Annotated in this window: 28 protein-coding genes; 17 read left to right on the top strand and 11 right to left on the bottom strand. The window is 59.6% G+C overall.

Translation table 11 applies throughout. From position 1 onward, the window contains the following. The first annotated feature begins 200 nt into the window (after positions 1-200). The 6 genes from ACRY08_RS01680 to ACRY08_RS01655 all read left to right on the top strand — a co-directional run bounded on the left by ACRY08_RS01680 (position 201) and on the right by ACRY08_RS01655 (position 5,671). Positions 201-1,322 (top strand): ABC transporter ATP-binding protein, encoded by a 1,122-nt coding sequence (locus ACRY08_RS01680; RefSeq protein ID WP_432448089.1) that lies wholly within the window; start codon positions 201-203, stop codon positions 1,320-1,322. A 240-nt stretch (positions 1,323-1,562) separates the two neighbouring features. Then, the gene (locus ACRY08_RS01675) at positions 1,563-1,778 is read left to right on the top strand and encodes a twin-arginine translocase TatA/TatE family subunit (protein WP_432448087.1); all 216 of its coding nucleotides are present in this window, start codon (positions 1,563-1,565) and stop codon (positions 1,776-1,778) included. 24 nt (positions 1,779-1,802) lie between these two features. Further along, complete coding sequence (gene tatB / locus ACRY08_RS01670; protein ID WP_432448086.1) at positions 1,803-2,504, top strand: Sec-independent protein translocase protein TatB; 702 nt, start codon at positions 1,803-1,805, stop codon at positions 2,502-2,504. Then, on the top strand, positions 2,501-3,451 hold the full coding sequence (tatC, locus tag ACRY08_RS01665) for a twin-arginine translocase subunit TatC (protein WP_432448084.1): 951 nt from the start codon (positions 2,501-2,503) through the stop codon (positions 3,449-3,451). Before tatB ends, tatC begins: the two co-directional genes overlap by 4 nt. Further along, complete coding sequence (locus ACRY08_RS01660; protein ID WP_432448083.1) at positions 3,451-4,293, top strand: ATP-binding protein; 843 nt, start codon at positions 3,451-3,453, stop codon at positions 4,291-4,293. The genes tatC and ACRY08_RS01660 overlap by 1 nt, the downstream gene beginning before the upstream one ends. 232 nt (positions 4,294-4,525) lie before the next feature. Then, positions 4,526-5,671, top strand: a complete 1,146-nt coding sequence (locus tag ACRY08_RS01655) for a DUF2235 domain-containing protein (protein ID WP_432448081.1) — start codon at positions 4,526-4,528, stop codon at positions 5,669-5,671. Positions 5,672-5,781: 110 nt separating this feature from the next. On the opposite strand, the gene serS is transcribed toward ACRY08_RS01655, so the two are convergent. Further along, positions 5,782-7,074 (bottom strand): serine--tRNA ligase, encoded by a 1,293-nt coding sequence (serS, locus tag ACRY08_RS01650; protein WP_432448080.1) that lies wholly within the window; start codon positions 7,072-7,074, stop codon positions 5,782-5,784. A gap of 74 nt (positions 7,075-7,148) precedes the next feature. After that, positions 7,149-8,258, bottom strand: a complete 1,110-nt coding sequence (locus ACRY08_RS01645) for a pentapeptide repeat-containing protein (protein WP_432448079.1) — start codon at positions 8,256-8,258, stop codon at positions 7,149-7,151. A 146-nt stretch (positions 8,259-8,404) separates the two neighbouring features. Between ACRY08_RS01645 and yajC the strand changes: the two genes are divergently transcribed. From yajC to ACRY08_RS01595, 10 genes are all read left to right on the top strand, one after another. Continuing rightward, positions 8,405-8,734 carry a preprotein translocase subunit YajC gene (yajC, locus tag ACRY08_RS01640; protein ID WP_432448078.1) on the top strand — a complete coding sequence of 110 codons (330 nt, stop codon included), beginning with the start codon at positions 8,405-8,407 and terminating at the stop codon, positions 8,732-8,734. A 53-nt stretch (positions 8,735-8,787) separates the two neighbouring features. Then, positions 8,788-11,418, top strand: a complete 2,631-nt coding sequence (gene secD / locus ACRY08_RS01635) for a protein translocase subunit SecD (protein ID WP_432448076.1) — start codon at positions 8,788-8,790, stop codon at positions 11,416-11,418. Next, a complete protein-coding gene (locus ACRY08_RS01630) occupies positions 11,411-12,166 on the top strand; it encodes a sulfite exporter TauE/SafE family protein (RefSeq protein ID WP_432448074.1) in 756 nt (251 codons plus the stop codon). The genes secD and ACRY08_RS01630 overlap by 8 nt, the downstream gene beginning before the upstream one ends. 11 nt (positions 12,167-12,177) lie before the next feature. Then, a complete protein-coding gene (locus tag ACRY08_RS01625) occupies positions 12,178-12,531 on the top strand; it encodes an Mth938-like domain-containing protein (protein WP_432448073.1) in 354 nt (117 codons plus the stop codon). A gap of 10 nt (positions 12,532-12,541) precedes the next feature. Continuing rightward, the gene (ccmA, locus tag ACRY08_RS01620; RefSeq protein WP_432448072.1) at positions 12,542-13,183 is read left to right on the top strand and encodes a heme ABC exporter ATP-binding protein CcmA; all 642 of its coding nucleotides are present in this window, start codon (positions 12,542-12,544) and stop codon (positions 13,181-13,183) included. Continuing rightward, a complete protein-coding gene (gene ccmB / locus ACRY08_RS01615; protein ID WP_432448071.1) occupies positions 13,180-13,836 on the top strand; it encodes a heme exporter protein CcmB in 657 nt (218 codons plus the stop codon). Before ccmA ends, ccmB begins: the two co-directional genes overlap by 4 nt. A gap of 67 nt (positions 13,837-13,903) precedes the next feature. Next, entirely contained in the window at positions 13,904-14,638 is a 735-nt protein-coding gene (locus ACRY08_RS01610) for a heme ABC transporter permease (protein ID WP_432448070.1), read from the top strand. Continuing rightward, positions 14,631-14,783 (top strand): heme exporter protein CcmD, encoded by a 153-nt coding sequence (gene ccmD, locus ACRY08_RS01605; protein WP_432448068.1) that lies wholly within the window; start codon positions 14,631-14,633, stop codon positions 14,781-14,783. The genes ACRY08_RS01610 and ccmD overlap by 8 nt, the downstream gene beginning before the upstream one ends. Beyond that, positions 14,780-15,349 (top strand): DsbE family thiol:disulfide interchange protein, encoded by a 570-nt coding sequence (locus ACRY08_RS01600; protein ID WP_432448067.1) that lies wholly within the window; start codon positions 14,780-14,782, stop codon positions 15,347-15,349. Before ccmD ends, ACRY08_RS01600 begins: the two co-directional genes overlap by 4 nt. Positions 15,350-15,520: 171 nt before the next feature. After that, positions 15,521-16,255 carry a DUF1223 domain-containing protein gene (locus ACRY08_RS01595; RefSeq protein WP_432448064.1) on the top strand — a complete coding sequence of 245 codons (735 nt, stop codon included), beginning with the start codon at positions 15,521-15,523 and terminating at the stop codon, positions 16,253-16,255. A gap of 53 nt (positions 16,256-16,308) precedes the next feature. Here the strand turns inward: ACRY08_RS01595 and ACRY08_RS01590 are convergent, their stop codons facing one another. The 3 genes from ACRY08_RS01590 to purB all read right to left on the bottom strand — a co-directional run bounded on the left by ACRY08_RS01590 (position 16,309) and on the right by purB (position 20,030). Next, the gene (locus ACRY08_RS01590; RefSeq protein WP_432448062.1) at positions 16,309-17,211 is read right to left on the bottom strand and encodes a lysophospholipid acyltransferase family protein; all 903 of its coding nucleotides are present in this window, start codon (positions 17,209-17,211) and stop codon (positions 16,309-16,311) included. Between the two features lie 235 nt (positions 17,212-17,446). Then, entirely contained in the window at positions 17,447-18,553 is a 1,107-nt protein-coding gene (locus ACRY08_RS01585) for a flagellar motor switch protein FliG (RefSeq protein WP_432448061.1), read from the bottom strand. Between the two features lie 169 nt (positions 18,554-18,722). Further along, entirely contained in the window at positions 18,723-20,030 is a 1,308-nt protein-coding gene (gene purB, locus ACRY08_RS01580) for an adenylosuccinate lyase (RefSeq protein ID WP_432448059.1), read from the bottom strand. A 128-nt stretch (positions 20,031-20,158) separates the two neighbouring features. On the opposite strand from purB, the gene ACRY08_RS01575 reads away from it, so the two are divergent. Beyond that, positions 20,159-20,566, top strand: a complete 408-nt coding sequence (locus tag ACRY08_RS01575) for a DUF6314 family protein (protein WP_432448057.1) — start codon at positions 20,159-20,161, stop codon at positions 20,564-20,566. Positions 20,567-20,655: 89 nt separating this feature from the next. On the opposite strand, the gene ACRY08_RS01570 is transcribed toward ACRY08_RS01575, so the two are convergent. From ACRY08_RS01570 to ACRY08_RS01545, 6 genes are all read right to left on the bottom strand, one after another. After that, positions 20,656-21,057 (bottom strand): VOC family protein, encoded by a 402-nt coding sequence (locus tag ACRY08_RS01570; protein ID WP_432448056.1) that lies wholly within the window; start codon positions 21,055-21,057, stop codon positions 20,656-20,658. 2 nt (positions 21,058-21,059) lie between these two features. Then, the gene (locus ACRY08_RS01565; protein WP_432448055.1) at positions 21,060-22,556 is read right to left on the bottom strand and encodes a replicative DNA helicase; all 1,497 of its coding nucleotides are present in this window, start codon (positions 22,554-22,556) and stop codon (positions 21,060-21,062) included. A 142-nt stretch (positions 22,557-22,698) separates the two neighbouring features. Next, entirely contained in the window at positions 22,699-23,379 is a 681-nt protein-coding gene (locus ACRY08_RS01560) for an orotate phosphoribosyltransferase (protein ID WP_432448054.1), read from the bottom strand. Between the two features lie 44 nt (positions 23,380-23,423). Further along, a complete protein-coding gene (pyrC, locus tag ACRY08_RS01555) occupies positions 23,424-24,467 on the bottom strand; it encodes a dihydroorotase (RefSeq protein WP_432448053.1) in 1,044 nt (347 codons plus the stop codon). A 199-nt stretch (positions 24,468-24,666) separates the two neighbouring features. Then, the gene (locus ACRY08_RS01550; protein WP_432448052.1) at positions 24,667-25,101 is read right to left on the bottom strand and encodes a hypothetical protein; all 435 of its coding nucleotides are present in this window, start codon (positions 25,099-25,101) and stop codon (positions 24,667-24,669) included. Positions 25,102-25,178: 77 nt separating this feature from the next. Next, positions 25,179-26,135: a phosphoadenosine phosphosulfate reductase gene (locus tag ACRY08_RS01545; RefSeq protein WP_432448051.1), complete on the bottom strand. Its 957-nt coding sequence runs from the start codon at positions 26,133-26,135 to the stop codon at positions 25,179-25,181. Positions 26,136-26,163: the final 28 nt, after the last annotated feature.

Here is a 26,163-nt window from a genome sequence, read left to right as displayed (position 1 = left end):
GGGGACCTCCGGGCTGTGCCTACACTGTGGCGCGCCCTGACGGCGAAACATGCTCAAAGGCGACCAATGGGCGCGGGGCGTGTCGTTTTTGGCGCCTGTGGGGGGCTGGTGGTCTTGCGAGGCGGGAAGGCGGCTGATATGCGGGGAATGCCTTATGGAATTCATCGGAATTGTCGGGGCGTGAAGAGGGAATGCCCGGGATGCACGGCACAGCAATGGAAACGGCACGGCTTGAAATCCGCGACCTCAGACGCAGCTTTGGCGGTCAGGACGTGGTGCGCAACGTGTCTTTGTCGCTGAAGGCCGGGCAGGTGACGGGGCTTTTGGGGCCGTCAGGTTGCGGTAAGTCCACGACGCTCAGGATCATCGCAGGCGTTGACCGGCAGGATGCCGGCGAGGTCTGGATTGACGGCAAGATGGTGGCAGGCCCCGGCGTGTTCGTGCCGCCGGAAAAACGCCATATTGGCCTGATGTTTCAGGATTTTGCGCTGTTTCCGCATCTGTCTGTTGCCGAGAACGTGGCCTTCGGGCTGACCGGTACGCGTACGGAAAAACGCCTGCGTGTGCGTGAGCTTCTGGACAAGGTCGGGCTTGCGAAATTCATCGATAAATACCCGCATGAACTGTCCGGGGGGGAACAGCAACGGGTGGCACTGGCCCGCGCGCTGGCACCGCGCCCGTCAATCATGCTGATGGACGAACCGTTTTCCGGGCTGGACAACCGGCTTCGGGATGGAATCCGCGACGAGGCGCTGGGCATCCTGAAAGAAGAAGGCGCGGCGGTTCTTTTGGTCACGCATGAGCCGGAAGAAGCCATGCGTATGGCCGACGAGATTGCGCTGATGCGGCGCGGCAAGGTGGTGCAGCGTGGCGCGCCTTACAACATTTACAACGCACCGGTGGATCTGCAGGCGGCGGCTTTCTTCTCAGATGTCAACGTGATCTCGGGCGTGGTGCAGGGCGCCCTGACCCAAACTGCCTTTGGGCAATTTCTGGCGCCGGGCGTGCCGGATGGGTCGACCGTCGATATCGTGATCCGTCCACAACATCTGAAAATCGATTTTGATCGCGGCGGGGTGGGCCCAAGCCCGACGCCCGACCATGGTGTCTGGGCACGTGCACTGGTCGAACGCGCGCGCTTTATCGGCAAGGAAAGCCTTGTGGATTTTCGCATGGAGCAGGATGGCGCACGGCTGACCGCCTCGGTCCCGTCTGTGTTCCTGCCCAAGGAAGGCACCGCGCTTTGGATCGCCATCCGGCGCGACCGCTGTTTTGTCTTCCCACATCGCACGGCCCCCGGTCCGGACGCGCCACAGGGCTGAGCCGCCAGAAGAATCGCTTTGCGACATGCGCACAGGTTGGGCGCCAAGGCCACGTTGTGCAGCAGAAAATGCTCAAAAAATCGAAGCGGCACCCCCAGACACGCCCACAGACGCCCTGCTGCGCGGCATTTTGACCGAGATTTTTGCATTGGGGCTTTGAACTTGGCCGCGAAGGCAATACATGTTTCAGGCGATATAATTCGAGAGGGCCGGGATGGCCCTTCGGTGAGGGAGAAAAACATGCTCAACAATATCGGCCTTCCGGGCCTTCTGCTGATCGCCGTCGTGGTGCTGGTTCTGTTCGGCCGCGGCAAAATCTCGTCGCTTATGGGCGAAGTCGGAAAAGGCATCACCGCGTTCAAGAAGGGCGTGGATGACGGCAAGAAGGAAATCGAAGACGAAGCTGCCGAAGTCGCCAAAGACGTGACTCCTGAAGCTGAGAAAGACAAGGCGTAAGCCGCCTAAGGAAAGGCGCAGCCTATGTTCGATATCGGTTTTACCGAGCTTCTGGTCATCGGCGTGGTGGCCTTGATCGTGGTCGGTCCCAAGGACCTGCCCGGCATGTTCCGCACGTTGGGGCGCTTTACGGCGCGCGCGCGGCAGATGGGGCGCGAGTTCTCTCAGGCGATGAATGACGCGGCGGACCAATCGGGCGCCAAGGACATTGCCGATACGTTCAAATCTGCCACCTCTCCGAAAGCTATGGGACTGGATGCGCTGAACAAGGCAGCTGATGGGTTCGAAAAATGGGACCCGGCAAAGGCTTTGCAGGACACCAAGGATGCCGATGCCGCCGTGAAGGCGCAGGAAGCGAAGGTCAATAAGCCCGAGATGGACGACGCCCGCGCCGAAGCTGCGCGCAAAATCCACGAGGCAACCGCCAAGTCGGCCCTGAAACAACAGGACGAAGAGGCGAAGGCCGCGGCCGAAGCCAAAGAGGCGGCAACAGCCCAGAAAAAGGCCAAGGCGAAAGAGGCGGCGGACAAGGCGCTGGCGCCCAAGAAGGCTCCGGCAAAGAAACTTGCCGCAAAGAAACTTGCCGCAAAGAAGCCCGCTGCGAAAAAGACAGCCGCGAAAAAGCCTGCTGCCAAGAAACCGGCTGCCACGAAGACGGCTTCGAAAACCGCCTCGAAGGCATCTGCGAAGTCCAAGCCCAAACCCACGGATACATCTGACGCATGAGCGACACTGACGAGATCGAAGACAGCTCGGCCCCGCTGATCGAGCATCTGGCCGAACTGCGTACGCGGCTTATCCATTCCGCCGTGGCCTTCATCATTGGTATGGTGATTTGCTTTACGGTCTGGAATCCGATCTTCAACTTCCTGACCGAACCGCTGTGCACAACGATGGCTGAACGCGGCCAGGACAGCTGTGGTCTGATCCTGATCAAGCTGCAGGAAGGTTTCTTCGTTGCGATCTCGATCTCGCTTTTTGGCGGGCTGGTTTTGTCCTTCCCCTATATCAGCTACCAGCTGTGGCGCTTTGTGGCGCCGGGGCTTTACAAGAATGAAAAGAACGCCTTCCTGCCCTTTATGTTCGCCTCACCCATCATGTTCCTGATCGGCGCGAGCTTTGCGTTTTACGTGGTAATGCCGCTGGCCTTTGACTTCTTTCTGGGCTTCCAGCAATCGGGGGACGTGGCCGAAACCGGGGTCGAGGCGTCGATTGATTTCCAAGGTTCGGTGCAGGAATATCTGCGCCTTTCGATCAAGTTTATCGTGGCCTTTGGCCTGTGTTTCCAGCTGCCGGTGCTGTTGACCCTGATGGGCAAGGCCGGGCTGGTGTCTTCGCAGGGTCTGGCAGACGTGCGCAAATATGCGGTGGTTGGCATTCTGGTGCTGGCCGCTCTGGTCACGCCGCCCGATGTCATCACGCAGGTGATCTTGTTTGTCGTGGTTTACGGGCTTTATGAGATCTCGATCCAGCTGGTGAAACGGGTGGAAAGCAAACGCGAAGCGGATCTGCGCGCGCAGGGGCTTTGGTTCGAGGATGACGAAGACGAAGAACTTGACGACGAGCTGATGGCCGAGTTCGACGAGGAAGAAGACGATGAAACGGCGACCAAAGCCGCATCATCACCTGACGATGAAGAGGACGATCCCGGCATGGTCGAAAAGGGCGAGTGATGGACGCAGATGCGATCCGCCGCATCGCCGAGGCGCTGGAGCGTATGTCTCCGGCGCCCGTCAAGGCCCCTGATTTCGACAGCGCCGATGCGTTTGTCTGGCATATCGGCCCGGATCGTCTGGAACCTGTGCCCCGCGTAAAACGTGTGGCCCTTGACCTGCTGGTCGGTGTGGGCCGTGCGCGGGACACGCTTTTGGACAACACGTTGCAATTTGCCCGTGGCCTGCCCGCCAATAACGCGCTTTTGTGGGGCGCGCGGGGGATGGGGAAATCCTCGCTCGTGAAGGCTGTGCATGCCGAGGTTCTGGCCCGGGGGCAGGCGCTGAAGATCGTTGAGTTGCAACGCGAGGATTTGCCCTCGGTTGCGCGGCTTTTGAACCTTCTGCGCGGATCAAAACACCGGTTTGTGCTGTTTTGCGATGACCTGTCGTTCAGCCATGACGATCAGCACTATAAATCGCTGAAGGCGGTGCTGGATGGCGGGATCGAAGGGCGGCCAGAGAATGTCGTGCTTTACGCTACCTCAAACCGGCGCCACCTGATGCCGCGCGACATGATCGAAAATGAACGCTCTTCGGCGATCAACCCTTCCGAGGCGGTTGAAGAAAAAGTGTCCCTGTCGGACCGTTTCGGGCTTTGGCTGGGCTTCCACCCCTGTGATCAGGATGAATATCTGGCCATGATCCGGGGCTATTGCGACGCTCACGGGGTTGAGATTGACGACGACACATTATGGGCAGAAGCCATCGAATGGCAGGCGACCCGTGGGGCACGCTCAGGCCGGGTGGCATGGCAGTATTTCACGGATCTGGCCGGGCGCCGTGGCGTGACCATTGACTAAAGCGTTTTGGTTTTAACCTGTGTCAGGGGAAAACCGAAACGCTTTAAGCGCGCGCTGGCGCAAGCATTTCTCAACTCATGATGGTATGATAAGGTGTTGCCAGATTACGTTGACTGGACGTGATGTGGAAACGCTGCGCAACATGTAAAGGTGGTGTGCGTTTCCAGTTATTGCTGTGATTGGGCAATAGTTGGAAATGCTTTAGGCTGCCTGTATTTCGCGGGGAGCATTCATGAAACGCATCGCCATTTTCTGCGACGGCACCTGGAACCGGTCAGATGCCCGCCATCCAACCCATGTGGTGCGTGTCGCACAGGCTGTGCGCCCCACAGCCCGCGATGGCACAACCCAGATCACGCATTATTTGCCCGGCGTAGGCACGGGGCAGGGGGTGACCTGGCTGTCGCGCTTGTTGGATCGTTGGCTTGGAGGTGCCCTGGGGTGGGGATTGGATGACCGGATCGAAGATGCCTACCGGGCGCTGATGTTCAACTATGAGCCTGGCGATCAGGTCTATATTTTTGGTTTTTCCAGAGGGGCTTACACGGCGCGTTCGCTGGCTGGGCTGATCCGCACGGCAGGCATACTGCCCTCGGATCGTACCGACCTGATCCCCGAGGCGATGGCACTTTATCGCGCGCGCGAAGGTAAGCGATCCAAACCGGATCACCCCCTCACCCTGCGTGAACGGCTGCGCCTGTCCCCGGATGTTGCCACCAGCCCAGAGGATCGGGACTGGCGGCGCGAAGAGGGTCACGACAGTCATTTGCTGCAGCTGGGGTATCTGGGTGTATGGGATACGGTCGGCGCGTTGGGTGTCCCCAGTTTCCTTGGTCCCGTCGCGAAATTCCTGAACGGACGCTATAGGTTCCACGATGCGAAGCTGTCGCGCTCTGTGGCTGCCGCGCGCCATGCGGTGGCCATCGACGAGAGGCGACGGCATTTCCCTGCGGCGCTTTGGCAAAACCTCGACGATTTGAATGGCGCGCCGACTGGACCATTGTCGCCCTATCAGCAGCTCTGGTTTCCGGGAAATCATGGCATTGTTGGTGGCTCGGCAAGCGTGCCAGAGCTTTCGGCCTTTCCAACTGCGTGGATCGTTGCCGGTGCTCAGGAACGCAAACTCGACTTCAATGCCAAACGCTTGGCAGCGCTATTGGCCCCGGCTGATCTGACTGTCGATGACAAGGGCGCGGCGCGCTATCCGTCTTGGAAAAACCTGTGGGGCAGGCTTCTGAAAAGCCGCGAGATGCTGCTGGACCCCGCGACAAATGAGCCGCGGTCATCGCGTGTGTCGGAGGTCGCAAAAGAAAGGGTGCGCAAGACTGACTACCGCCCGCGCACCCTTGATCCATTGCTGGATGAGATCATTGATTAAAGCGTTTCGACTTATTGTTGAGGCCCAACAATGAGACGAAACGCGCGGACCCTACCAATGTCGTGGGCGTTTCGAAATCAACTTGTGTCTCAAGTTAATCTCGAAACGCTTTAAGCCAGCTGGCCTTCTGCTGTGATCCGGGTTTTGCCGCCCAGATAGGGGTGCAGTACCTCGGGCAGAGTGACCGACCCATCCTCTTCCTGACCATTTTCTAGAACCGCGATCAGCGTGCGGCCCACGGCAAGACCCGAGCCATTGAGCGTGTGCAGGAAGACAGGCTTGCCACCCTCGGCAGGCTTCATCCGCGCGTTCATCCGGCGCGCCTGGAAATCTCCACAGGTCGAAACCGAGCTGATCTCGCGATAGGTGTTTTGACCGGGCAGCCAGACCTCGATGTCATGGGTGCGGATTGCGCCGAAGCCGATGTCACCGGTGCAGAGCACAACGGTGCGATAGGGCAGGCCCAGACGTTCCAGCATATCCTCGGCGCAGCGGGTCATGCGCTGATGCTCGGCCTCGCTTTCGTCCGGTTTGGTGATCGACACCATCTCGACCTTTTCAAACTGGTGCTGACGCAGCATGCCCGCCGTGTCACGCCCGGCCGACCCGGCCTCGGAACGGAAACATTGCGTGTGGGCCACATAGCGGCGCGGCAGATAACCTTCTTCGACCGTGGCGCCATTCACGATGTTGGTCAGCGGCACCTCGGCGGTGGGCACCAGCCACCAGCCATTGGTGGTCTGATAGCTGTCCTCGCCAAATTTCGGCAGCTGCCCGGTGCCGCGCATCATGTCTTCCTTGACCAGAACCGGGGTCCAGGTCTCGGTCAGATCGTTTTCATTGACGTGAACGTCCAGCATAAACTGGGCCAGCGCGCGGTGCAGACGGGCCACGGCGCCAGACAGCACCATGAAGCGCGAGCCCGAGAGCTTCGCGGCGGTTTCAAAATCCAGACCATCCTGCACGGCGGGCAGCTCGTAATGCTCAACGGGCTTGAACGAGAATTCACGCGGGGTGCCCCAGCGGTTGATCTCGACATTATCGTCTTCGTCATCCCCATCGGGCACGTCCGCGGCGACAATATTGGGCAGACCCATCAAGAGGTCGGAAAGCTTCCCGTCCAGCTCTTTCGCCTGATCATTCAGCGCGGCGATCTCGGCCTTTTTCTCGCCCACCAGCGCGCGCAGACGTTCGAATTCTGCCTCGTCACCCGAGGCCTTCGCCGCCCCAACAGATTTCGCCGCCTTGTTGGCGTCGGCCTGCGCGGTCTCGGCGGCCAAAATGGCGGCCCGACGCGCTTCGTCCAGCGAGAGGATTTCACCTGACAAGGACGACAAGCCCCGACGGGCCATCGCGGCGTCAAAAGCATCCGGGTTGTCACGGATCAGGCGAATATCATGCATGGATCTGTCCTTTGGTTACTTGCCTTGCGCATATGCCAGATGCGCGCGCGGGGGGGAAGGGGGATTTGCGGTGCCTAGGCGTTGCGGTCCTGTGGGGGGATGTAGGCGTCGGGGTCTTTGAGGAAGAGGGCGTATTCAGCCTCGTAGGTCGCGTCATCAAGCACGGTGTCGGGCCAGTTAGGTCTCTCCATATCTTTTGGGAGTTTGACAGAGGCGTCACCGAAGCCATAGCCAATTTGATCCGCTTTGACGGCACTCTCACCTAAGTTGAGTTGTCTGAGAGAAGCCATGTTCCAGCGTATGCCGCGCATGTCAGAAAAGACGCCAATTCCTGCAGAGCGGAGCTTTGCGCCAATTAACCAAGCCCCAGTTAGGCTTGCGCCATCTAGCCAAGAACTGGTCAAATCGGAACCGTGTAGCATTGCAGCATCGGCGTCAATATTTGCTAGGTTTGCACCTGAGAAGTTGCTTCGAATTAAACGCATCGCTTGAAGATTCGCCCCTGATAAATCTATCGCTAGTTCCTTAGGGGGGACGCCTGTTTTGTAGTGTAGGCGACCCAGAACCTGGGCAGCGCTTTCCATATCAGACCTTGATACTTTGAGGCTTTTTGTCCAAAGCCAGATTTTGGCGTCGTTTGGCTTTTTCGGCTTCTCTTTTGCCGGATACTCCTTGCTCATCTCTTTCAGATACACACACAGCATGCGTGCGATGCGGGGGGCGTAGGCGGGGCGTTCCACCGCCAGCGCCTCCAGCCGGTCAATCGCGCCGTTGCGGCGGATGATGTCGTCTTCCCATGCGTTGAACTTCTCGCCTTTGTCATCTTCAACCGTCACCTGCCGCTGCGCATGCAGGTACTGCACCGCCTCGTTCAGCTTGTCGTTGAACAAGACGTCCCCGGCATGGTCCGTTTGTTTCTGCGCCACGACAGAGCGCCAGACCACCAGCGGAAAGCCGATGATGGCGGCGAACATCATGGCGGGGCCGCGCAGGTCGGTGGTCTGGGCCTCGCCAAAGAACACGCCGAAGATCATGGCGACCGCGCCAACCAGCATCAGCCCTGCGACAATGGCCAGAATCGCCAGAAGAAAACCCAGGAAGACGCCAAGGGGCTTGTTCTCGTTCATGCCCAAGGGGATTTGATAGCCAAACCAGTTCAACGTGGTTTTGTTTCTGTCGCTCATGCAAATCCCCTCAACCTATGGGGGGATAAAACACCATCGCAGCGCCCGTGTCACCCGCTTGCTGGACAACCCCAAGGCCCGCATATAGGGTGCGGCCTGACATTTGGCGCCGCCATGCGGCCCGCCACCAAAAAAGGGATATCCACATGTTTGTCACTCCTGCTTTTGCACAGGCCGCAGGCGCCCCTCAGGGCGGTATTTTCAGCTCGATGCTGGTGCCGATGCTGCTTGTTTTCGGTATCATGTATTTCTTCATGATCCGCCCGCAGCAAAAGAAAATGAAAGAGCATCAGGCGATGCTTGAAGCTGTGCGCAAAGGCGACCAGATCGTGACGCAGGGCGGTGTGATCGGCAAGATCACCAAGGTGAAAGATGACACCGAGGTCGAGGTCGAGATTGCAACCGGCGTCAAGGTGCGCGTCGTGCGTGCAACCATCGTCAAGGTGATGGGCAAGACCGAGCCGGTCGAAGGTTGATCCGGCGCTCCCGCGCAACCATCTGATAACAGTGCTTTATAGGGCAGGGCTTCATGCTTCAAATCGCGACCTGGAAACGTCTTGTGATCTGGGGGCTTGTGCTCCTTGGCTTGTATTTTGCATCGCCCAACGGGTTTTACAGCCGGGTTGAGCTGCATAATGATGCGGTTGCGGCCATCGAAACCACGGGCTCGAACCCTGAGCTAGAGGCGGATCGGTCGGCTTGGCCCGATTGGGCGCCCAATGCGCTGGTGAACCTTGGGCTGGATCTGCGCGGTGGTGCGCATCTCTTGGCCGAAGTGCAGGTCGAAGATGTCTATGAGGCGCGTATGGATGGCTATTGGCCGGAAGTGCGCAATGCGCTGCGTGAAGAACGCGATGTTATCGGCACGATCCGCCGTCAGGATGGCGCCCCGTCGGAACTGCGGGTGAAAATCTCGAAACCCGAAGCGCTGCCGCGCGCCATTGAGCTGGTCGAGCTCTTGGCCCAGCCGGTGGTCAGCCTGTCGGGTGTCGGTTCCACCGATATCGAGGTGAAGCCCGGTCGTGAGGGTGAGTTCGTCGTGACCCTGTCCGAGGCCGAGCGCGTCGCCACGGACAACCGCACCATCCTGCAATCGCTGGAAATCATCCGTCGCCGGGTTGACGAGGTGGGGACCCGAGAACCAACGATCCAGCGTCAGGGAACGGATCGGATTTTGATTCAGGTGCCGGGCATCGGGTCGGCCTCTGAGCTGAAGGAAATCATTGGCAAAACCGCCAAGCTGACTTTCCATCCGGTGGTCACCAGCACGTCGGACGGTGCAACCAATCCCGGCCCGCGCAATGTGCTCTACCCGTCTTTGGACGAGGATGACGTCTATTACGTGTTGGAACAGACCCCGGTTGTGACCGGCGAGCAATTGAACGACGCACAGCCCAGTTTTGACCAGAACGGCCAGCCCGCTGTGACCTTCCGGTTCAACGTGGCGGGCGCGCGCACCTTCTGTGACTATACCGGCGCCAATGTGGGTGCGCCTTTCGCCATCGTGCTGGATGAAGAGGTCATCTCGGCCCCGCGCATCAACGAACAGATTTGCGGTGGCTCTGGCATCATCACCGGCAATTTCGATATCGAGGAATCGACCAATTTGGCCGTGCTCTTGCGTGCAGGTGCCTTGCCTGCCGAGCTGACCTACGTCGAAGAGCGCACCATTGGCCCCGAGCTTGGGCAAGACAGCATCGATGCGGGCAAGATCGCCTCGATCGTGGCGTTTGCCGGTGTTCTGGTGTTCATGGTTCTGGCCTATGGCTGGTTTGGACTGATCGCCAATGTGGCGCTCATTCTGAATGTGGGCATGATCTTTGGCCTTCTGTCGATGATCGGGGCCACGCTGACGCTGCCGGGCATCGCGGGCATTGTTTTGACCATCGGGATGGCGGTGGACGCCAATGTGCTGGTCTTCGAGCGCATCCGCGAAGAACTGAAATCCGGCAAAGGTCCGGCGCGCGCCATCGAACTGGGCTATGAGAAAGCGTTGTCAGCCATTCTGGACGCCAACATCACAACCTTCATCACCGCTGTGATCCTGTTCATCATGGGCTCTGGCCCGGTGCGCGGTTTCTCGGTCACGCTGGGCTTGGGCATTCTGACCTCGGTCTTCACCGCGATTTTCCTGACCCGCCTGATGATCGTCATGTGGTTCGAACGCAAGCGTCCGCGCAACTTTGAAATCAAAGGCATTCGCCTTGCTCCGCAGGGGCGCGTGTTTGATTTCTTCAAACGCACGATTGCCACGCTGGGCGCATCTGGCCTGGCGATGATCGCTTCTGTTGTGTTGTTCTTGGTGATCGGTCTGAATTTCGGCATCGACTTCCGGGGCGGGACCACGATCCGCACGGAAAGCACGCAGGCCGTGGATGTGGGGGCTTATCGTGACGCGCTGACGCCGCTGGCGCTGGGCGACATCTCGATTGTCGAGGTGAACGACGTGAACTTCCGCGCCGATCAGCATGTCAGCCAGATCCGTATCGAAGCGCAGGAAGGTCAAGAGGCCATCACCCCCGAAACCATGACCGTGATCGAACAGGCGCTGGCCAATGTTGATCCGGCCATCACCTTCCCAAGCGTGGAAAGTGTGGGGCCGAAGGTCTCGGGCGAACTGGTGACCACCGCCGTTCTGGCCGTGGTGGCCGCGATTGCCGCCGTTCTGGTCTATATCTGGCTGCGGTTCGAATGGCAGTTCTCGCTTGGCGCCGTGGCAGCGCTTGTGCATGACGTGGTGCTGACCATCGGGATTTTCTCGCTTCTGGGCATCAAGTTTGATCTGGCTATTATCGCAGCGCTTCTGACCATCGTGGGGTATTCGCTGAACGATACCGTGGTCGTCTTTGACCGGGTGCGCGAGAACCTGCGGCGTTACAAGAAGATGGACCTGAAAGAGGTTTTGAACCTGTCGATCAATGAAACCCTGTCGCGCACGATGATGACCTCTGTCACCACCCTTCTGGCGCTGATCGCCCTTTATGTGCTGGGCGGTGATGTGATCCGCGGTTTCGTCTTTGCGATGATCTGGGGCGTGATCGTCGGGACATATTCGTCGATTTTCGTGGCCTCGGCGATCCTGCTGCGCCTTGGCGTCAAGCGGGATTGGTCCAAGCCTGACAATACGGCGGGCAACCAATTTGCCAACATAGATGCCTGATCTGATCTCCCAAGCCCTGGCGCTGCCGGGGCTTGGCTGGATTCTGTTCGCCGCGTTTCTGGCTGGGCTTGTGCGCGGCTTTGCAGGCTTTGGCACAGCCCTGATTTTCCTGCCCATCACGTCGCAAGTCGTGGACCCCGTTTGGTCCATCGCCATTCTGATCGTGATGGATATCGTCGGTCCAGCGCCCGCCATTCCGCGTGCACTGAAAGACGGCCACCCGCGTGATCTGGCGCGGCTTGTGATGGGTATGGCGCTGATGTTGCCCATCGGCTTGTCCGCGCTTTTCGTCATCGACCCTTCCGTGTTCAAACTTGCCGTGTCGCTGATCAGCCTTGCGATGCTGGCCGCTCTTGTCAGTGGCTGGCGGTATCACGGAGATGTCACGCGCAAGACGGTCTGGGCCACGGGCGGGGCCGCGGGGCTTTTGGGCGGGGCGGCCGGCATTCCCGGCCCGCCGGTGATCCTGCTTTATATGGCTTCTCCACATGGTCCGCGCGTGATCCGCGCCAACACCACGGCGTTTTTGTTTTTCTTCGACATTCTGATGCTGGGGGCCTTTGCCGTGACGGGAAAATTATTCGGCCTGCCCATGGCGCTTGGCCTCATTGCGATGCTGCCCAATATCGCGGGCAACCTGATCGGAGGTTGGATTTTCAACCCTGATCACGAACGGCTTTACCGCCGCGTGGCCTATGCCATCATTGCGGGCTCTGCCCTGTCGGGGCTATACGCAGTCGTGGGATAAGGAGAAAGCGGATGCAGTTTCACGAAGTGACATATGACAGCGCACAACCCGTCGACAGCTATGGTCCGGGGTTTTTCCGCGTCGCAGGAAAGGTCGTGCACGGCCCGGTTCTGGTCACTGCCGAAACCGCCAGTGCCTGGGGCGGGTTGGACGATATCGACAGCCTGACCGCGCTGGCGGATCAGATTGACGTGCTGTTTCTGGGCATGGGAGCCGAGATCGCGCACCCGCCCGCTGCCTTGCGCGAGGCCTTGGAAGAGGCGGGCATCGGGATCGAGCTGATGGGGTCTGCGGCGGCCTGCCGCACCTATAACGTGCTGATCGCCGAGGGTCGCCGCATTGCGCTGGCCGCCCTTCCGGTCTAAGGCTCATAGCATGGAATTAACGGTCGACAATCTGTCCGTGGCGCGCGGTGGCGTGCCGCTGCTTGAGGGGCTGAACTTCACCCTCGCGCAAGGGCAGGTGTTGATTCTGCGTGGGCCGAACGGGTCGGGCAAAACAACGCTTCTGCGCACATTGGCAGGCTTGCAGCCGCCGGTGGCCGGGACCATATCCGCAGACCCCGAACAGATCACCTATGGCGCCCATGCCGATGGGTTGAAGGCCACGCTGACGGTTGAAGAAAATCTGCGTTTCTGGGCATCGGTTCACGGGGTCGATGACATCACCCCCGCAATTGACGGTTTTAACCTGAAAGGGTTGACCCATCGTCCTTCTGCCAACCTGTCGGCGGGTCAGAAACGCCGCCTTGGCTTGGCGCGTCTGTTGGTCACGGCACGTCCCATCTGGTTGCTGGATGAACCAACCGTGTCCTTGGATGCAGCCTCCGTGACCTTGTTTGCCAATGCGGTGCGCGCCCATGTGGCGGGCGGCGGGGCTGCGTTGATTGCCACGCATATCGATCTGGGGCTCGAGGCCGAGACCTTTGACATCGGCCCGTTCAAGGCCGATGCCGATGGCCCTCAAAATGGCACATCGCGCGATGCCTATGCCGAATTTGACGAGGCCTTTTCATGATTGCTTTGTTGGTTCGGGATATGCGCCTTGCCATGCGCGCCGGCGGCGGTTTTGGCTTGGGGCTTGCCTTTTTCCTGATCGTTTCGACCTTGGTGCCTTTCGGAGTTGGTCCCGATGCCGAGATCCTGTCGCGTATCGCACCGGGTATCCTTTGGGTCGGCGCGCTATTGGCATGTCTTTTGTCGCTGGACCGGATTTTCCAGCTGGATTACGAGGACGGATCGCTGGACCTCTTGGCCACAGCGCCCTTGCCGATGGAAGGCGTGGTGGCGATCAAAGCGCTGGCACATTGGCTGGTCACCGGGCTGCCCCTGACCCTTGCCGCCCCGCTGTTTGGCGGGTTGATGAACCTGGAAAGCCCCGGCCACTACTGGATCTTCGTCACCCTGCTATTGGGCACGCCCGCCCTGTCGATGATCGGCGCTTTCGGGGCGGCGCTGACCGTGGGGCTGAAACGCGGCGGGCTGTTGCTGTCGCTGCTGGTCCTGCCGCTTTACATCCCGACGCTCATCTTCGGGGCCGAAGCCGCCACCCGCGGCACCGCCGGGCTGGACGCGTCTACACCACTATTGATGATGGCGGGGATCACCGCCGGGGCCATGGCCCTTTTGCCTTTCGCGGCCTCTGCCGCAATCCGTGTAAACCTGAGATAAGTCAAACCAACGTGAGGTGCTGCCCTGTAAGGTTGCGCCAAGACACGCCACCGAATAGAGGAAGCTCATGTCACTTTGGGAATTTGCAAACCCGGTCAAGTTCATGGCGCTCAGCGGCAAGGTTTTGCCCTGGGTGATTGGGCTGGCTGCGCTGACCTTGATACCGGGCCTGATCTGGGGCTTTTTCTTCACGCCCGAGGCGGTGAATTTCGGCAATTCGGTCAAGATCATCTATATCCACGTGCCCTCTGCCATGATGGCCATCAATATCTGGGTGATGATGCTGGTGACCTCGCTGATCTGGGTGGTGCGTCGCCACCACGTCTCTGTTCGCGCCGCCAAGGCGGCCGCGCTGATTGGCGTCAGCATGACCGTCATTGCGCTGATCACAGGCGCGATTTGGGGTGAACCCATGTGGGGCACTTATTGGGCCTGGGATCCGCGGCTGACCAGCTTTCTGATCCTGTTTTTGTTCTATCTTGGCTATATGGCGCTGTGGGCTGCGATTGATAACCCGGACACGGCCGCGGACCTGACATCGGTTCTGTGCATCGTGGGATCTGTTTTTGCGCTGCTCAGCCGCTATGCGGTGAATTTCTGGAACCAGGGACTGCATCAGGGCGCGTCGCTGTCGGTGGATAAAGAAGAGCATGTGGCAGATGTCTATTACCTGCCGCTTCTCATGTGCATTGCGGGTTTTGTGCTTCTGTTCGTGGCCCTCGTTCTGATCCGCACCCGGACTGAACTGCGCCTTGTGCGCCTGCATCGTCTGGAAACCCGCGAAAGGATGAAAGATGCTTGATCTTGGGAAATATGAAGGCGCGATCCTGTCGTCATGGGGGATCACTCTCGGAGTTTTGATCGCGCTGGTCCTTGTCAGCTGGCGCCGTTCGGTACAGGTGAAGAAGCAGTTGGACGCTGCTGAAGAAAGGGCCGCAAAGAAATGACCGATAAGAAAGTGGCCGAGCCGAAGAAAAAAGGCATCTCGTGGTTCATGATGATCCCGCCCATCCTGTTTATCGGGCTGGCCGTGATGTTCCTGTGGGGCATGCAGCAGGGGGATCGCAATGCGTTGCCATCGACCCGCGAGGGCGGTCTGGTGCCCGAATTGCATGTCACGGGTTTTGAAGGCGCGCCGGGGTTTTCCCGCGAAGACCTGACCTCGGGCGGGGTGAAGCTGGTGAACTTCTGGGCCAGTTGGTGTGCCCCGTGCCGCGCAGAGCATCCGATGTTGGAAAAGCTCGCGGCAGAAGGTGTGGACATCAAGGGGATAAACTACAAAGACGTGCCCCAGAATGCCGCGCGGTTTTTGGAACAACTGGGCAACCCCTATAGCGCGCTGATGACCGATGGCGAAGGGCGCACGGGTCTGGAATGGGGGCTGTATGGCGTGCCCGAGACCTTTGTCGTGGCGGCGGATGGCACCGTGGTGAAGCGGTTTGCCGGACCGATCACCGAGAGCATCCTAGAAAACATCATTCGCCCGGCCATTGCTGACGCCGAGGCACGTTAAAGCCATCCTGCCAGCAATGACCGGCATGCCCCGCGGCGCCTATTCGGCGTCGCGGGTTTTCTTTTGGGCTATGGTGCGAAAACTGTAACATTTTGCTCGCAAAACCTTGATTGGAAGCTTTCGCCCCGGCGGGCTATCTAATCTACAGGGGCGAAATGGAAAGAGACCAATATGCGGGCGATCAAAACCTTTGTGACTGGCGTGTTTCTAAGCGTAACCGCTGGCCTTGCGCAGGCCGGGGACCGCGCGGTTGTGGTGGCGGAACTGTTCACGTCGCAGGGCTGTTCATCCTGTCCTCCTGCCGATGAGCTCTTGGGGGAACTGGCACATCAGACCGATATCCTGCCGCTTGCGATGCATGTGGATTACTGGGATTACATCGGCTGGAAAGACACTTTTGCCCGCCCAGAACATACCAAACGCCAGAAAGCTTATGCCTATGCGTTCGGCACCAAGTCGATCTATACGCCCCAGATGGTGATCGGCGGGATCGAGCAGGCCGTGGGCAGCCACGTGATGAAAGTGATGGAGATCCTGCACCGGCACCAAATGGCCGTCGGGCGTGTGAACCTGCAGCGTCAGGCAGATGGTGCAGAGCAGGTTGTCCGGGTGGAAAGCACATCGAACCTGCCGCTGCCCAAAGTGATCTATGCCCAGATCGTCCGTTTCCAGCCGCAGGCAACCGTGGCGATCAAACGGGGTGAAAACGCCGGGCGCTCGATCACCTCGACCAATATCGTGACGGAAATTCACGCGCTGGGGCAATGGGATGGGACAGGCGAGGCGCGGTTTGTACTGCCCGACCCGGTCGCCCCTGACGGGCAATCGGCGGCCATATTGTTGCAAGCGGCCACACCGGGTGGATATCCGGGCGAAATCCTGGCCGCCTTGGCGCTTGGCGAGTGAGTGATTAAAGCGCTTCGACTTATTGTTGGGGCACAACAATGAGACGAAACGCTTTAGCTGGCGGTTGACGTGTCCGCGCTGCCCGCCGGCATCTGCCAGCGGTTATGGATCCACAGGAACTGATCCATATTCTGTCGCACGCGCGCTTCGAACCTGTCGTTGAATTCCTGCATCATCGTCTCAGGGTCGCTGTGTTCGATCGGTTCCTCGACCACCACATCGAAATCAAATCCGTTTTCTTTTCGGATCGCGAAGACCGGGATGAACAGCGTGTCGTATTTCAGTGCCATCTCGGCAATGGCCAGCGTGGTCATGGCGGGTTGGCCGAAAAAGCTGAGTTCCGTGCCCTGTTCTTCCCGTTGATCCAGCAAGATCGCCAAAAGCCCACCTTGGCGCAGGTGCTTGACCATGCTGCCCATGCCGCGGCGCGATTGTTCAAATGCTTTGCCTTCGAACCCTTCCATGCGCGCCTTGTAGCTTTCATTGAAATAGGCGTTCGACATGGGGCGATAAAGCGCGCCGGTGTCAAAGCCAGCCTGTATCAACACGGCGCGCGCGGCGTCGTAATTGCCAAAATGTCCTGATGTGGCGATGATCGGGCGACCTGCGGCTTTCGCCTCTTGCAGGGCTGCGACGCCGGGGCCGGACAACTCTGTGCCGCGCAGCCGGTCGAAAAATGCCTCTCCAGACCACATCTCGGCCAGAAAGCGACCGGCGTTGGTCAGAACGCTCCGCTGCATGCGTTTCACCTCGGCCTGAGGCATGTCAGGGCAGACATGGGCCAGGTTGCGCTGGATGCGTTTGTCGTATCCTGCCACTGGCCCAATGACCCGCGAGGCAAACCAACCGACAAAGGGCAGCCGATACCGATAGGGCAGAAGCCGGGGCAGGTTCAGCACAGCCGAGACCGCCACATGGGTCAGGTAAGGGCCAACGCCCCGTTTTTCTTGCACCATCCTGCCGGTCTCCTCGGTCGCGCGACAGCGGTGTCGCGCGGGTGTTTCGGCGCACAGACATAGCGGCAGGGCGCGACCGCCGCAAGGCTTACACAGGCATCGCGCGTGTATATTAAAGCGTTTCGAAATTAAGTTGGATCACAACTTGATTTTGAAACGACCGCGACATTGCGATCTCTTGGCGCGCTTCGGTTCTTCCTTGCCGCAGGTTGGAACGGAAACGCGGCAAGAGGGTTTAATCCTCGTCCTCTGCAATCAAAAGAACTTCGCCTGCGGCTTCCAGCTCGCGGATTTTGCCCACGACTTCTGTCATCGCGGCCTCGCCATCTGCCGCTTTGACTTTGCCAAGACCCTGCATTTCCTCGCGGATCTGTTCGGCAAGGCGTTTGGACATGGCGCCAAGGATGAAATCGCTCGCCTCTTGCAGATCGCCAGTGGCCGCGGCCAGCGCCGTGATCAGCACGCTTTGGTCGATATCTTTGGTGATCTTCGGCACATCGCGCGGATCGATCCGTGTGGGGATATTGGCGAAGGTGAAAATGGCTTTGCGCACCGCATTGGCAAATACTTCGTCATCCTCGTCCAGCCCATCCAGAACTTCATCACGCGTCGCCGCGGGCGAGAAGTTGAGGATCGCGCCCACCCGTTCCACCGGGCCGCTGTCAAAGGCTTTGGCTGGCTGGGCGTCCAGTTGTTCGGCCAGCACGCTGCCAATCCGTTCCACCATCTCCGGGTCGATAGAACCGGTCAGCGACACCGCATAGGCCACTTTGCGCGCGCGTGGACCGGGCAGTTTGCCCAAAAGCTCTGCCGCGGTGGAAACCTTGAGCTTTGACAGCAGAACAGCGGCCACTTCGGTGCTTTCTTCTTCCAGCACCGGCAGCAGAAGTTCTGGGTCCAGCCCGGCAATGGTGGACCAGGGATCGCCGGAGACTTTGACCCCGGCCAGCTTGCGCATGCGGGCCGCCGTTGCGGGGCTGATCGACCCGTCCAGCAAGGACAAGGCGCCTTCCATCCCGCCGGGAAAGGACAGGCCAATAGCTTCGATTTCGCCAACAAATTCATCAATGACCGATTTCAGGGTCGCGCGGTCGATATAGCGCATCGAGGAGATTTGGTGGATCAATTCGGTTTGCAGCTTGTCTGGCAGATCCTGAAGCGACAGCTCGGCGCCCTCGGCCAGCAAAAGCCGGACAATGATGGCCGCTTTTTGCCGTTTCGTCAGCGCGATCGGCTGACCGGGCGTGGTGGGCAGGCCCAGATCGGCAAGGTCGGGCATAATCTCGCCATCGGCTACGCCGGGCAACATGTCGGTTCCAAGGGTGGTCATATCGTTGGGCATGCGGTTTCGCGCTGTTGTTTGCGCCAGTTTGCCCATGGGGGGTTAAGAGGGGCTTACCCTACGCCGGGAATTTTCGGAAATTTCTCGAAAATTGAGCGGGTTGCTGTGTGGTTTGAAAAAGAAAACGCCGGCCACGGGGACCGGCGCTTTCAGATGCTTGAAACTGCGATCAGCTTTCGCCGAAAACCCGCTTGAAAATCGTGTCGACATGTTTGGTGTGATAACCCATGTCAAATTTCTCGTTGATCGCGTCGACACCAAGGGCTTCAACCACGGCTTCGTCGGCCAAGAGCAGCTCGCGGAAATCCAGACGTTCCTCCCAGACCTTCAATGCGTTGCGCTGAACCATCGAATAGGCGTCTTCACGCGATACGCCAGCCTGCGTCAGGGCCAGCAGAACGCGCTGGGACATCACCAGACCGGGGAATTTATTCATGTTGTCCAGCATGTTGTCCGGGAAGACCAGCATCTTGTCGATGACACCGGCCAGACGGTGCAGGGCGAAGTCCAGCGTGACGGTGGCGTCGGGGCCGATGCCGCGCTCGACCGACGAATGCGAGATGTCACGCTCGTGCCACAGCGCCACGTTTTCCATCGCGGGGATCACGGTCATGCGCACCAAACGGGCCAGACCGGTCAGGTTCTCGGTCAGAACCGGGTTTTTCTTGTGCGGCATGGCGGATGAGCCTTTTTGACCCATCGAGAAGAATTCGGCGCCTTCCAGAACCTCGGTGCGCTGCATGTGGCGGATTTCTACAGCAATGTTTTCAATCGAGGAGGCGATCACGCCCAGCGTGGCGAAGAACATGGCGTGGCGATCGCGCGGGATCACCTGCGTCGAGATCGGCTCGGGGCGCAGGCCCAGCTTTTCGCAGACATGCTCTTCAACAGCCGGGTCGATATTGGCGAAGGTGCCAACCGCGCCCGAGATCGCGCCGGTGGCCACTTCCCAGCGGGCTTTTTCCAGACGGTTCTTGTTGCGGTCCATTTCCGCATAGAAGCGCGCGAAGGTCAGGCCCATGGTGGTGGGTTCGGCGTGGATGCCGTGGCTGCGGCCCACGCGAACGGTATCTTTGTGCTCCAGCGCGCGTTTCTTCAAAGCGGCCAGCAGCTTGTCCATGCCCACCAGAAGCAGGTCGGCGGCGCGCACCAGCTGCACGTTCAGGCAGGTGTCGAGCACGTCGGACGAGGTCATGCCCTGGTGCACAAAACGCGCCTCTTCCGAGCCCACATGTTCAGCCAGATGGGTCAGGAAGGCGATGACGTCGTGCTTGGTCACGGCTTCGATCTCGTCGATGCGGGCCACGTCGAACTCGACATCTTTGGCTTTCCACACGGCGTCTGCATTTTCGCGCGGGATCACGCCCAGATCGGCCATGGCATCGCAGGCATGTGCCTCGATCTCGTACCAGATTTTGAACTTGGTTTCGGGCGACCAGATGGCGACCATGTCGGGGCGGGCATAACGAGGGATCATCGGCGAAGCCTTTTTCGGTTGGTTGGCAGTCGCGCTTCTCATAAACTGCCGCGATGCAGCGAACAAGGGATGCGTGCCGGGAATGGGCGCGCGGGGCCAATGTTTGCGACGAAAAAGGGGAGTACGGGGTGAAACTCGTGGATTTTTTGGGGCATTGGCGCATTGAGCGTGAGATTGTCGAGCAGGCAGGAGCGGTGCATCGCCTGTCTGGGACGGCCACGTTCTCCGCCGTGCCGGAGGGGCTGCTTTATCGCGAGGAGGGGCAGCTTGTGACGGCACAGGGCCACAGTTTCAGCGCAAGCCGTATCTATCATTGGCGCGATGCCGGTGCGGGGCAAATTCAGGTGCTGTTCGAGGATGGGCGTGACTTTCACTATGTCGACCTTGAAGGCGGTCAGCCCCGTGATCAGCACTGGTGTGACCCGGATATGTATCACGTTTCCTACAGTTTCGGGGATTGGCCAAACTGGTCATCCTCGTGGACTGTGTCAGGGCCGCGCAAGGATTATCGGATGGTGACGCGGTACTGGCGATAGGGTTCGATGGCTCACTTCGTGAGCCTGTGGGGGCTTTGCCCCCGCGCCATACGGCGCTCCCCCAAGGTACTTATGACAAGAAAATGTGATCAGTGGATACGCATTCGGCTTTCGGACTGCGCACGGTAGTGGTCGAGGCGCGAGGCGAGGGTGCCTGTGTGGAGTTCCAACTTGTGGCCATCAGGGTCGCGGAAGTAGAGCGAGGCACCTTCGGAGCTGTTGTCCTGCCAAAGTTCGGCGTGATTTGCGATCAGTTCGGAAAGCCTCGGGAAATCGGCCTCTGAACAGGTTAGCGCGATATGGGTGTAGTCGTTGCGCGGTGCAATAGGCGCGTCTGACAGGGTCAGGCACAACCACAACTCGCCCAATTCCAGATAGGCCCCGCGCGGCCAGTCCGCGCGCAGGGTCCCGCCCAGAATATCCGTGTAAAACCAAATGGATCGCGGAAGGTCGTTCACCGCAAGGGTGATGTGGTTCACCCCGGTGATCATGATCAGAACCCGTCGTTTGCGCCCTGTTGCCAGGCTTTGACCAGGTTGCCGAAGCGGGTGAACTGTGCCTCGAAGGACAGTTCGACCGTGCCGATTGGACCGTGGCGCTGCTTGCCGATGATGACCTCGGCCTTGCCGTGCAAGTTGGACATTTCTTCCTGCCAGGCCGCCATGCGGTCCAGCTCGTGATCGCCGGGCTTTTCGCGCTCTTTGTAATATTCCTCGCGGAACACGAACATGACCACATCGGCGTCCTGCTCGATCGAGCCCGATTCCCTGAGGTCAGACAGCTGCGGGCGTTTATCATCACGGCTTTCCACCTGACGCGACAGCTGGGACAGGGCGATGACCGGGATGTTCAGCTCTTTGGCGATGGCTTTCATCCCCATCGAAATCTCGGCAATCTCGTTCACCCGGTTGTCGGACATGCCGCGGCAGAGCTGCAGATAGTCGATGATCAAAAGGTCCAACCCATGGGTGCGTTTCAGGCGGCGCGCGCGGGCGGCCAACTGGCTGATCGGCAGGGCAGGGGTGTCGTCAATGAACAGCGGGCAGCTTTCCAGATCTTTGGCGGCCTGCACGAACCGGCGAAACTCACCTTCGTCCATGTCACCTTGACGGATCTTGTGGGACGAGATTTCAGACGCCTCGGCGAGGATACGACCTGCAAGCTGCTCGGCTGACATCTCGAGCGAGAAAAACCCAACCACGCCGCCGGAAATGGCCCCTTCGGACCCGTCGGGCTTGGTGCCTTTCTTATAGGCTTTGGCCACGTTGAAGGCGATGTTGGTGGCCAGCGAGGTTTTCCCCATCGAAGGGCGACCAGCGAGGATCAGAAGGTCAGATGGGTGCAGCCCACCCAGTTTGCCGTCCATATCCGTCAACCCGGTGGAAATCCCGGCCAACCCGCCTTCGCGTTGATAGGCGGCATTGGCGACCTGCACCGCGTCGGTAACGGCTTTCAGGAAGCTTTGAAACCCGGTGTCGGCCTGTCCGGCCTCGCCCAGTTTATAAAGCGCCTGTTCGGCCTCGACGATCTGCTCTTTCGGCTCGGACGAGATGTCGACCTTCAGCGCCTTGGCCGAAATGTCCTGCCCCAGCTGGATCAGCTCGCGGCGGATCGCCAGATCATAGATCATCTGGGCATAGTCACGCGCTGCAAAGCTTGAGATTGCAGCCCCCGCAAGACGGGCCAGATAGGCCGGACCGCCCAGCTCCTTCAGCCCCTCATCATCTTCCATGAAGGTCTTCAGCGTCACGGGGCTGGCCAGCGCGTTCTTGGAAATGCGGCTGGCGGCAATCTCCCAGATGCGCGCGTGCACGGGTTCATAGAAATGGCCCGCATTGATGATCGAGGCCACGCGGTCATAGACGTCATTATTGGTCAGGATCGCGCCCAGCAGCTGCTGTTCCGCCTCGATGTGGTGGGGCAGGCTGTCCTGCACCTCACCACTCTTGCCTGCGTTTTCGCCCTGCTGAATGCTGCTGATCTCGTTCATGCCCATGTGCCCCTTCGAGGCGGAGTATTATGCCCTGACCATGGTCATGGCAAAATGTATGTTCCTGTGGGAAACCTGTGGATAACAGCCTACCATATTTGGTGTGCCGAGGCACGGTATTTCCCAGATGAAGTGGGTTCTGTCAGGATTTCATCCGCTCGGCCTGCCAGCCGCGCGGGTCTTTCAGGAACCGTTCCACCTCGTCTAGCGTCTCGGTTGTAAAGGCGCCTTGCGCCTTCGCCTCGGCCAAAACATCCCACCATGTGCACAGGTGAATGAGCTGAACGCCATGATCGGACAGGGTTTTTTCCGTCTCGGGGAAGATGTCGTAGTAAAAGATCACCGCCGTGGCACCACAGGTGGCGCCGGTGTCGCGAATCGCGTCGACAAAGGACAGCTTTGATCCACCATCGGTGGTCAGATCCTCGACCAAAAGCACGCGCTGATCGTCGCTCATCGCGCCTTCGATCCGGGCGTTTTTGCCGTAGCCCTTGGGTTTCTTACGCACATAGGTCATCGGCAGGGCCAGACGTTCGGCCACCCAGGCCCCAAAGGGAATGCCCGCGGTTTCGCCGCCTGCGATGTTGTCAAACGCCTCGAAACCGGCTTCGCGCATGATCGTCACGGCCATGAAATCCATCAGCGTTGAGCGGATGCGCGGGAAGCTGATCAGCTTGCGGCAGTCGATATAGCTGGGGCTGGGCAGGCCCGAGGCCAGCGTGAAGGGTTCATCCGTGTTGAAGTTCACCGCGCCGATTTCCAGCAGCATGCGGGCGGTCAGGCGGGCGATTTCTTCTTTCGCGGGGAAGGTCGAAGGGATCATGGCAGTGGTCCTATGTGGTCGGGCGGTCTGTTCAGGTGGTCGGCTCAGGCGTCAACGCGCCAATGCAGAGGGAAGCCGGGGTCAAACGTGGTCACCGTGTGTTCGCCCGCTTGCAGGGTCGCGGGATAGATGACGGGCGCGTCGCCCTTGGTGAGCGTGATCGTGTCTTCGTTCACCGGCAGGCCATAGAAGGCGGGGCCGTGCAGCGAAGTAAAGCCCTCGAGCTTGTCCAGCGCGCCTTCGGCCTCGAAGGCTTCGGCAAGGATCGACAGGGCGTTGGGCGCGGTAAAGCACCCCGCTGAACAGCATTCGCTTTCCTTGGCATGGGTCGGGTGCGGGGCGCTGTCAGTGCCCAGGAAAAACCGTGGGTCGCCGGATGTGGCCGCAGCCATCAGCGCCTCGCGGTGTTCGCCGCGTTTCAGGATTGGCAGGCAATAATAATGCGGGCGCATGCCGCCAACCAACATGTCATTGCGGTCAAGGATCAGGTGCTGCACGGTGATGGTGGCGCCAAGACCGGTGTCATTGGCTTTCACGTAATCGGCACCGTTTTTGGTGGTGATATGCTCCATCACCACGCGCAGGTCGGGCGTGGCGCGGCGGATCGGATCGAGCACACGGTCGATGAACACCGCCTCGCGGTCGAAAATGTCTATCTCTTTGTCGGTGACTTCGCCGTGAACGCACAGGGGGCAGCCAATTTCAGCCATCTTTTCCAGCACCGGGCGCACTTTGTCGAAGTTCTGCACGCCGCTGGAGGAGTTCGTCGTGGCGCCAGCGGGGTAAAGCTTCACCGAGGTGATCAGGCCCGACGCATGGGCAGCGGCCAGATCGTCCGGGTCCGTTTCCTCGGTCAGATAAAGCGTCATCAGCGGCTCGAACGACATGCCGGCGGGCAGGGCGGTCATGATGCGGTCGCGATAGGCAGTGGCATCGGCCCCGGTCACCACGGGCGGCACGAGGTTCGGCATGACAATGGCACGGGCAAAGTGCCGTGCGGTTTCAGGCAGGACGGTCTTCAGCATCTCGCCATCGCGCAGATGCAGGTGCCAGTCGTCGGGGCGGCGGATCGTAAGTGTCTGGGTCATCGCCCAGAGCTTTAACGCAGCGCCGCGCCGCGTTCCAGTGGAAAGCGCAACACGATGCCTATCACAAAGTGGCGCGCTGGTTCTGTGTTAGAGCGTTTCGGGATAGGCTTGAGGACATGCTTGTTCCGAAGCGCCCACGACATTGATATCTCTTACTGCGTTTCGGTTTTCTGCTGTCTCAGGCTAGAACCGAGAGGCTCTAGTTTGGCAGCATTTCGATGAGGTCGAAATCTTCGGCCTCATCCTCTTCGCTTGCGACCATGCCGGGCAAAAGCGCCTGAAACGGGATCTTTGGCGCCTTTGGTGTGGTTGTAACCAGTGTGGTGGCCTGCGCACGATAGAAACGTGGGTTTGACAGGATCGCTTGAGGCAGCAGCGAGGGGTCAAAGACGCGCTTTGCGTGGCGCATGACGGATACCTCGAAGGTAGCGCCCGTCAGGTCAGCATCGCTCGCATCTTCGCGGTAGTGACGTTTCAACTCGTCTTCACGCGCGTGCAGGCGGCGCAGTTCGGCCCGGATATGGGCCAGTTCATCAGCGGGGTGAAGGGGCATATCCTGCGCTGAGCCGCGGGGTTGGGTTGCGCCGGGCAAGGCGATCGGGGTGCCAGAAATGGGGGTGCGAATCTGTTTCATGCCCTCATCTTGCGGCGGGCGTGGTTAAGAAACGTTTACTTCAAACTGTAGAATTCGGTGGGTCCCAGTGACCCTTTTCAGCCCTGCGCCAATTCGGCCTCAAGCGCGGCTTCAGCGCGTTTCAGGGACCGTTTGAAGCGCGGAGCATGGCGGCGCGAGGCCACATTTCCGGCCAGCGCTTTCACCAAAAGATGGCGCTTGTCTTCTTCCAGCCGGTTCAGAAGCCGGTGCAGATATGGCCCGTGATCGCGGCGCGCGCGCAAAAGCTCGTGGCAGGTCTGAGCGTCCAAAGCGCTGGCGCCTGCAAGCTCGATCAGCTCGGGCAGAACATCCATTTTTTCAAGCGTTTCGCCAATGTTTTCGCCCATGCGGCGGCACAGAATACGATGGATGTTTTCGCCATCAAACAGCGAGGCGTGCATGCTGTCTTCGGGCAGTTCGGGATCATAGAAGATGAAGACATCTTCGGCCATTTCCACCATGTCCGGCGCATAGCCATATCGATCCGTGAACGAGGTCCGCCGCATCGCGGGGAAGCGCTGGTCCCATTCCGCGCGCGCCGGGTCGAGCGTCGCCTGAGGTTGTACGGCAATCACTGTCACATCCGGTGCCACGACCGAGAAAGCTGCGGCGGCATAGCCGCACATGCCCGCGCCATAAAAAACGACCTTCTCAAATTCTTCAAAGAAGCCGTCTTCGACGAGCCGGTCAAAATAGCCAAACACCGCTTTGTCGCGAAACCAGCTGTCTTCATGCGCCAAAAGGCACAGGTGCGACCAGCCGTTTTCGGCCACAAGTGACCATCCCAGCGGATCGCCATCGCCATCTTCCGTTCTCAGGTCAGCGGCACGTTCGAAGGTGACCAGAAGCGTGGTGCCTTCATCCGTCAGGATCGCCGAATGGTTCGGGCCGACGGGTTCGAAATATCCACGCAGGTCGCCGTCCTCTTCGAGGCGCTCAAGCCAAAGCTCATCCTGCGCTTCGGCATGGGCCTGCGCAGAGCTCTTGTCAGTGGCTGGCAGGGTTTCCTGCATGGCGGTTCCTCGAAATCAAACTGTCATC

The organism is Aliiroseovarius marinus, from assembly GCF_050881025.1.
GTDB lineage: Bacteria > Pseudomonadota > Alphaproteobacteria > Rhodobacterales > Rhodobacteraceae > Aliiroseovarius > Aliiroseovarius marinus_A.
The sequence above is the reverse complement of the archived record's forward strand: the minus strand, read 5'-3'. Positions and strand labels throughout refer to the sequence as shown.

Coding starts and splice junctions, on each gene's coding strand:
- ACRY08_RS01680 (WP_432448089.1), top strand. CDS start 201: ATGCACGGCACAGCAATGGAAACGGCACGGCTTGAAATCCGCGACCTC.
- ACRY08_RS01675 (WP_432448087.1), top strand. CDS start 1,563: ATGCTCAACAATATCGGCCTTCCGGGCCTTCTGCTGATCGCCGTCGTG.
- tatB (WP_432448086.1), top strand. CDS start 1,803: ATGTTCGATATCGGTTTTACCGAGCTTCTGGTCATCGGCGTGGTGGCC.
- tatC (WP_432448084.1), top strand. CDS start 2,501: ATGAGCGACACTGACGAGATCGAAGACAGCTCGGCCCCGCTGATCGAG.
- ACRY08_RS01660 (WP_432448083.1), top strand. CDS start 3,451: ATGGACGCAGATGCGATCCGCCGCATCGCCGAGGCGCTGGAGCGTATG.
- ACRY08_RS01655 (WP_432448081.1), top strand. CDS start 4,526: ATGAAACGCATCGCCATTTTCTGCGACGGCACCTGGAACCGGTCAGAT.
- serS (WP_432448080.1), bottom strand. CDS start 7,074: ATGCATGATATTCGCCTGATCCGTGACAACCCGGATGCTTTTGACGCC.
- ACRY08_RS01645 (WP_432448079.1), bottom strand. CDS start 8,258: ATGAGCGACAGAAACAAAACCACGTTGAACTGGTTTGGCTATCAAATC.
- yajC (WP_432448078.1), top strand. CDS start 8,405: ATGTTTGTCACTCCTGCTTTTGCACAGGCCGCAGGCGCCCCTCAGGGC.
- secD (WP_432448076.1), top strand. CDS start 8,788: ATGCTTCAAATCGCGACCTGGAAACGTCTTGTGATCTGGGGGCTTGTG.
- ACRY08_RS01630 (WP_432448074.1), top strand. CDS start 11,411: ATGCCTGATCTGATCTCCCAAGCCCTGGCGCTGCCGGGGCTTGGCTGG.
- ACRY08_RS01625 (WP_432448073.1), top strand. CDS start 12,178: ATGCAGTTTCACGAAGTGACATATGACAGCGCACAACCCGTCGACAGC.
- ccmA (WP_432448072.1), top strand. CDS start 12,542: ATGGAATTAACGGTCGACAATCTGTCCGTGGCGCGCGGTGGCGTGCCG.
- ccmB (WP_432448071.1), top strand. CDS start 13,180: ATGATTGCTTTGTTGGTTCGGGATATGCGCCTTGCCATGCGCGCCGGC.
- ACRY08_RS01610 (WP_432448070.1), top strand. CDS start 13,904: ATGTCACTTTGGGAATTTGCAAACCCGGTCAAGTTCATGGCGCTCAGC.
- ccmD (WP_432448068.1), top strand. CDS start 14,631: ATGCTTGATCTTGGGAAATATGAAGGCGCGATCCTGTCGTCATGGGGG.
- ACRY08_RS01600 (WP_432448067.1), top strand. CDS start 14,780: ATGACCGATAAGAAAGTGGCCGAGCCGAAGAAAAAAGGCATCTCGTGG.
- ACRY08_RS01595 (WP_432448064.1), top strand. CDS start 15,521: ATGCGGGCGATCAAAACCTTTGTGACTGGCGTGTTTCTAAGCGTAACC.
- ACRY08_RS01590 (WP_432448062.1), bottom strand. CDS start 17,211: ATGGTGCAAGAAAAACGGGGCGTTGGCCCTTACCTGACCCATGTGGCG.
- ACRY08_RS01585 (WP_432448061.1), bottom strand. CDS start 18,553: ATGCCCAACGATATGACCACCCTTGGAACCGACATGTTGCCCGGCGTA.
- purB (WP_432448059.1), bottom strand. CDS start 20,030: ATGATCCCTCGTTATGCCCGCCCCGACATGGTCGCCATCTGGTCGCCC.
- ACRY08_RS01570 (WP_432448056.1), bottom strand. CDS start 21,057: ATGATCACCGGGGTGAACCACATCACCCTTGCGGTGAACGACCTTCCG.
- ACRY08_RS01565 (WP_432448055.1), bottom strand. CDS start 22,556: ATGAACGAGATCAGCAGCATTCAGCAGGGCGAAAACGCAGGCAAGAGT.
- ACRY08_RS01560 (WP_432448054.1), bottom strand. CDS start 23,379: ATGATCCCTTCGACCTTCCCCGCGAAAGAAGAAATCGCCCGCCTGACC.
- pyrC (WP_432448053.1), bottom strand. CDS start 24,467: ATGACCCAGACACTTACGATCCGCCGCCCCGACGACTGGCACCTGCAT.
- ACRY08_RS01550 (WP_432448052.1), bottom strand. CDS start 25,101: ATGAAACAGATTCGCACCCCCATTTCTGGCACCCCGATCGCCTTGCCC.
- ACRY08_RS01545 (WP_432448051.1), bottom strand. CDS start 26,135: ATGCAGGAAACCCTGCCAGCCACTGACAAGAGCTCTGCGCAGGCCCAT.